Source organism: Halapricum sp. CBA1109 (assembly GCF_009741825.1).
Taxonomy (GTDB): Archaea; Halobacteriota; Halobacteria; order Halobacteriales; family Haloarculaceae; genus Halapricum.
This window is the reverse complement of the sequence record NZ_WPCA01000164.1, coordinates 1-5357: the sequence shown is the minus strand read 5'-3', so window position 1 is coordinate 5357 and position 5357 is coordinate 1. Positions and strand designations below refer to the sequence as shown.

Below are 5357 nucleotides of genomic sequence, written 5' to 3'. Positions count from 1 at the left end.
GTATGATTACGACGCGAGGGTCTCCGTGAGGAGTTCGTTCCCGGGCGATGTTGTCCATCGGGACGCCGAAGTGAACGCACTCTCGCGCGTTCTGGAGCCTATCGGGTGATGGGCGAAGACGCGCGGGCCCGGCGCTGATCACCGGCCCCCTCCGGCGTCGGCAAGACCACTATCACGAAGTTCGTCGTCTCACGGCTCCGAGAGAGTGTCCTCGACATCGAATCGGTTCACGTCAACTGCTGGCAGTCCTACACCCGCTTCGGAGCCATCTACGCTATCTTGGAGGGTCTCGGCCGAACGCTGGATGTCCACCGTCGGTCGACGCCACACGACGAACTGCTCGAAAAAGCTCGACAACTACGACGGCCCGCCGGTGATCGTCACGCTCGACGAGGTCGACCAACTCGACGACGCACGCCTCGTGTACGACCTCTACCGGCTGGACAACTTCTCGTTCGTCCTCGTCACGAACGACGAGGAGCAACTGCTGGCCGATTTGGACGAGCGCGTCCGGTCGCGGCTTCAGACCGCCGAGACGATCCGCTTCGACCGCTACCACGTCGACGAACTGACCGACATCGTCGCCGCACGAGCCGATCACGGACTCGAGCCCGAGGCGATCCGGACCGATCAGCTCCGGTTGATCGCCGACGCCGCCGCCGGCGACGCCCGAGTCGGACTGAGTATTCTCCGGAGCGCTGCACGGCGGGCCGACCGCGAGAACGCCGAGCGAATCACCGACGGCCACGTGGAGGCCGCCATTCCTGAAGGTCGGCAGGAGGTCCGATCCCGGACGCTCGATGCACTCCGGCCCGAACAGCGCCTCGTCTACGAGCTTGTTGTTGAGTACGAGGAGATCGCACCGCGGGACCTCTATGAGGAATACGCCGAACAGGCCGACGAGCCACGGACCAAACGGACTGTCCGGTCGTGGCTCAACAAACTACAGCAGTACAATCTCGTCGAGTCTCACGGGAGTGGTCCGAACCGCGTCTACGAAGCCCGGAAGTCGGAGTGAGTGCCTTTGTCCCCGAAATGTTTACTGGTGTCTCGTCACGGACCAATATACATACGACGCCCGGATTGACGACGACCGCTACAACCAACTCTCTATGAGGGAAACTGCCGATCCCCCGGTCGAGCGCTCGTACGGTTCGGCCGTGCGAACTTACGAATGGTACCGCGAGTACCACGAAATGCACTACCGTATCTCGTCTACAACGTCAAGCGGTAGGTCAAACTCCGAAATCAACGCCCCATAGCTGCTTTGCGAAGCTGGATGATCGTACCAGCATCGACCTCGCCCGACTGAGAAACTGACCCCGACGTGGGTCGCCGATTGGGAATGGCAACGCTTCGTCGGAGCCGAACATCTACGTCATTCCCTCCCTCTATCTGAGTATCCCACCAATCTGTATTGCAAAACATATACAATATAATACCGAGAAAATTTGAGATTAGCGGCTCGATAATGCCAAAATCACTATAGTGGCGGTTGTCCCGAAAATACTATTGCTATAGAAATGCAATACTATAGCAGACAATGTCCCCCAAGACCGAATCTGACTGGGAAGCACACGTCGAACAGGAGCGACGCGAGAAGAGGGAGTACTTCCGAGACTCCCCGCGGTCCCCGCTCCCGCCGGGGATGCGAGGCCCTGACTTCCCGGGATTAGAGTACTTCGATCTGGACCCGTCGTACCGGCACGTGCTTCCCCTGTTAGAACACGACGAGAAGGTGGAGGTGACAGTTGAAACGACGGCCGAGGGTGAGCAAACGTACTTGCGGTGGGGCGAGTTCCGATTCGATCTGGACGGCGAGGAGTTCGTTCTCCAGGCGTACCGGCCCGACCGCAACGCCGACCGGTTCTGGGTCCCGTTCCGGGACGAAACGAACGGTGAGGAGACCTACGGGGCGGGCCGGTACCTCGACTTGGAACCCGAAAGCCACCGAACCGACGGGAAGTGGGTCCTCGACTTCAACCAAGCCTACAACCCGACGTGTGCGTACAACCACGCCTACGAGTGCCCGATGATCCCCACCGAGAACTGGCTCGAAACCCGGATCGAGGCCGGGGAGAAGGACTTCCCCGCTGAGCCGGCAGCCTCCAGCGGCCACTGACCCGGACAATATAGGCGACTCGATAGTGCTGTCGGTGTTTCGGAACCCATAAGGACCGAAATCTCCGGAGTAGCCACAGCGGAAACTTGCAACGGGGGTATGTGCGATCCTCTACATAGATATCTCCGCGACGGCACTCTCGTGAGCTGGCATCGAACGTACGCACTCTCCGGCTCGTACTTTGTCTCACCCGACTCCCATCCGATCTTACCTTAGTGTCTAGGTCGCTTTAGCGCGCCGCTACGATTGGGCCTAGAATCGTTCCAGAGCCTGCTGTCATACGTGGAGGTCGAAGGCGGGCACCCGTCGTCGGACTCCTCGGACCGCCTACAGCGCGGCGAGGAGTTGCCAAGCTACGAAGAGGACACCGGCTCCAGCGACCGTGCTAGCGACGGCGTGGTGGCGGTTACGGTCCGCGTGGGGGTCACACGAAACCGTTCCGTGCCCGTGACCCGCCCCGCCGCCGGTACACTCGGGTATCATATCCAGAGCGACGTGGGCGAATACCCCGGTAGAGACGCCGTAGAAGACGGCCCTGACGATCGGTCCGAGGTCCGGCGTCGCCAACGACAACGGGACGGCCGCGAGACCGACCGCTGCCGCCGGCAGGGCCATCACCCAGACCGGGAGGCCGTCGCGGTCGAGTGCTTCGGCTCCCCCAAACCCGGCCGGTAGCTTGTGGGCGACGATCCCGTAGCCGAAAAGCGGCGTCAGCGACGGCAACGTTCCGTAGACCACTCCCATAATGCTACCCGCCATCGTAGCGTGCAGGGTGAGTTCCGACACCGTCGCGTTCACGGGGAGCTCTTGGTGGGTGAACAGGTGGCCCAGTTCGTGACCCGCGTACCCGAGCAGGTATCCGAATGCAATCGCGAAGCCGCCGTACTTCGGATGGGGTCCGATCGCTTTGGGGGCCAGCAGTGCGGCCGCGCTGGCCAACATCGCACCGCTGGCGAGACCGTAGGCCCATAGCTTCTGGCGCGGCGTCGTGAACTGTCCGTACCGCTGGAGGGCGACGCCGGCGACCATCGCCAAGAAGCCGAAAAGGACGATCCCTGCTAGTTTTTCCCGTCCGGCGATGTACCCGCCCACGAGAACGCCCCCGAAGGCGACAACGGCGACACCCCCTATCGCCCGCGCGAGAGAGGGCCGGATCTTGGATACCTCCCCGGAGTGGGATACTGATGCTTCACTATTGCCCATACTATACAATACTATCTCGACGAAGTTAATGCTTGTCTCGTCTGTGGCTAGCGCCGCGGACGCGGGTCCCCCACAACTGGCTGGTGGTCCGTAGCGATAGCGAGGAAGTTCTCGAAGACTCGCTTTGCCTCCTCGACGGCCGCCACCGTCTCCTCGGAAATCCCGTCTTTGAGATTTCGGATTCGCGCTTCGGTGAAGTCCTTGCCCTCGACGACCCACTCGGCCGTCTGTCGGTCGTACTCGGGGTGAAACTGCAAGCCATAGGTCGACCCCAGTCGGAACGCCTGTATCCCGTACTCGTTAGTAGCGAGCGTCGACGCCCCGGGCGGGAGTTCAGCGACCCGGTCGGAGTGCGTCTCGAAGGACGTGAACTCGCCGGGAAAACCGTCGAAAATTGGGTCTTCACCGTCCCTCGAGACGGACTTGTACCCAATTTCGTACTCGCCCATATCGACGACTCGGCCACCCAGTGCCTGAGCTAGGAACTGGTGGCCCCAGCGGATCCCGAGGACCGGAACGTCCGCCGTGTGGGCTCGCCTGACCCACTCAGTCAGTTCGTGGATCCAGTCCAAATCGTCGTAGACCGACGTCTGGGAGCCGCTTATCATCACCCCGTCGTAGTGCCAGTCTGTCGCCGAGATGGCCGGCGGGAACACCCCCTCGCTCACTTTGAACACGTGGACATCACCGGCAATCTCCCGCCGGAGGTTCCGCTCCGCAGGCGTATCGCCGACCGAGGCGTCTAGCACTGCGATCGATGGTTCCATACCGTCAGTAGGCACTCGGCGGACAAATAGTTTTGTCCTCATATTACAATACTGTCCGGCGAGTACCGAGCGCGGTCGGGTCAGGCTGTCTGTGCTCGTTCCTGTCAGTTGCCGCTATGTGGGAATCTCCGCGGGAGATTGTTGGCTGTGCAGGTCGGCTCCAAACCCGACACTCAGGTCGACAGCGTGTCATTGACTGATCTATTCGTGAGCCAATCACATTGTCTGCTCTTGCGAGCGCGGTTGATACCCACCTAGGCACTCAGACCGACTTCACGGAAACCCGGAATCACCACAGTTTCCGGAAGCAACCCGGAATCGCACCGACTCGCGACGCGATCGACCGCTCACGACGCTGACCACGCTTTTCTCCCTATTTCCGGAAATCCGGAACCCACCCGCAAGACGTTATGCGTACAGTCGGTGTCGATTCAGGTATGCCACAGCGAAGCGGCGACGGGCGTTGGCCCGGCCCGACAAGCGACGAACTGCTGGGCCAGCGTGCGCAATCTCGCGCGAACAGTGCGTGTCCGGAGACTGTCGTGACGGCCGCCGACGAGACAGTCCCGGTCCCGGAACTACCAGATCTGGAGGGCGGCGTGTATCTGCTCGACCCCGACGCGGATGGGCCACGGGCGCGCCGGTCGGCCGTCCACCGACCGCTCCAGGGACTGGCGCTCGACACCGCCTTCACCGCCGGCGGCGATGTCGTCTGGATAGATACGCAAGGGCACGCGACGACACACTCGATGGCGAGCGTCGCGCCCTCCCCGCGAGCGCTGGACCGCATCCACGTCGCCAGAGCGTTCACGACCCACCAGCATCACACGCTCGTCGAACAGGTCGGTCACTGGCTCCGTGGTGGAGACGCTGGCCCGTTCGGCGCTCCCGGTACCGACGACCCGGCGGTAATCGTCTGCCCGGCCGTCGACGCGCTGTACCGCGGTGGCGAACTATCTACCGAGGCCTCACGAGCGATGGTCTGCCGGACGATTGCCCTCCTTGGGTCCCTCGCGAGAGAACACTCTATCCCGGTCGTCCTGACTCGGACCCGCGAGGACGAGTACACCGCGCCGAGTGAGCCCGCGCGTCGACGACCCATCTCGCTGGTCGAGACCGAGTTCGGCGCACGCTTTGACTGTGACGGCTGGACTTCGAGACGCTGGTCTATCCCGTCGGCCACGGCCACCTACAGACGACGCTGACGTTCTGGCAGGACGTCCTCGCGACGCGACACCCGGAAGTCGCCGACACTACCGAGACGG

The 5357-nt window shown here is 62.3% G+C and carries 4 protein-coding genes and 1 pseudogene; 3 read left to right on the top strand and 2 right to left on the bottom strand.

Translation table 11 applies throughout. The features are described 5' to 3' along the window. Together GJ629_RS14045 and GJ629_RS14040 are read left to right on the top strand one after the other, a co-directional pair. Positions 1-1018: pseudogene (locus GJ629_RS14045) on the top strand (Cdc6/Cdc18 family protein); the annotation flags it as partial. 525 nt (positions 1019-1543) lie between these two features. Beyond that, the gene (locus tag GJ629_RS14040; protein WP_157513599.1) at positions 1544-2122 is read left to right on the top strand and encodes a DUF1684 domain-containing protein; all 579 of its coding nucleotides are present in this window, start codon (positions 1544-1546) and stop codon (positions 2120-2122) included. Positions 2123-2449: 327 nt separating this feature from the next. Here GJ629_RS14040 and GJ629_RS14035 read toward each other — a convergent pair whose 3' ends face one another. Continuing rightward, positions 2450-3325: a ZIP family metal transporter gene (locus tag GJ629_RS14035; protein ID WP_157513598.1), complete on the bottom strand. Its 876-nt coding sequence runs from the start codon at positions 3323-3325 to the stop codon at positions 2450-2452. Positions 3326-3372: 47 nt separating this feature from the next. Further along, positions 3373-4092, bottom strand: a complete 720-nt coding sequence (locus GJ629_RS14030) for a type 1 glutamine amidotransferase (protein ID WP_157513597.1) — start codon at positions 4090-4092, stop codon at positions 3373-3375. A 437-nt stretch (positions 4093-4529) separates the two neighbouring features. Here GJ629_RS14030 and GJ629_RS14025 point away from each other — a divergent pair, with 437 nt between their 5' ends. Continuing rightward, the gene (locus GJ629_RS14025; RefSeq protein ID WP_157513596.1) at positions 4530-5297 is read left to right on the top strand and encodes a hypothetical protein; all 768 of its coding nucleotides are present in this window, start codon (positions 4530-4532) and stop codon (positions 5295-5297) included. The last annotated feature ends 60 nt before the right edge of the window (positions 5298-5357 follow it).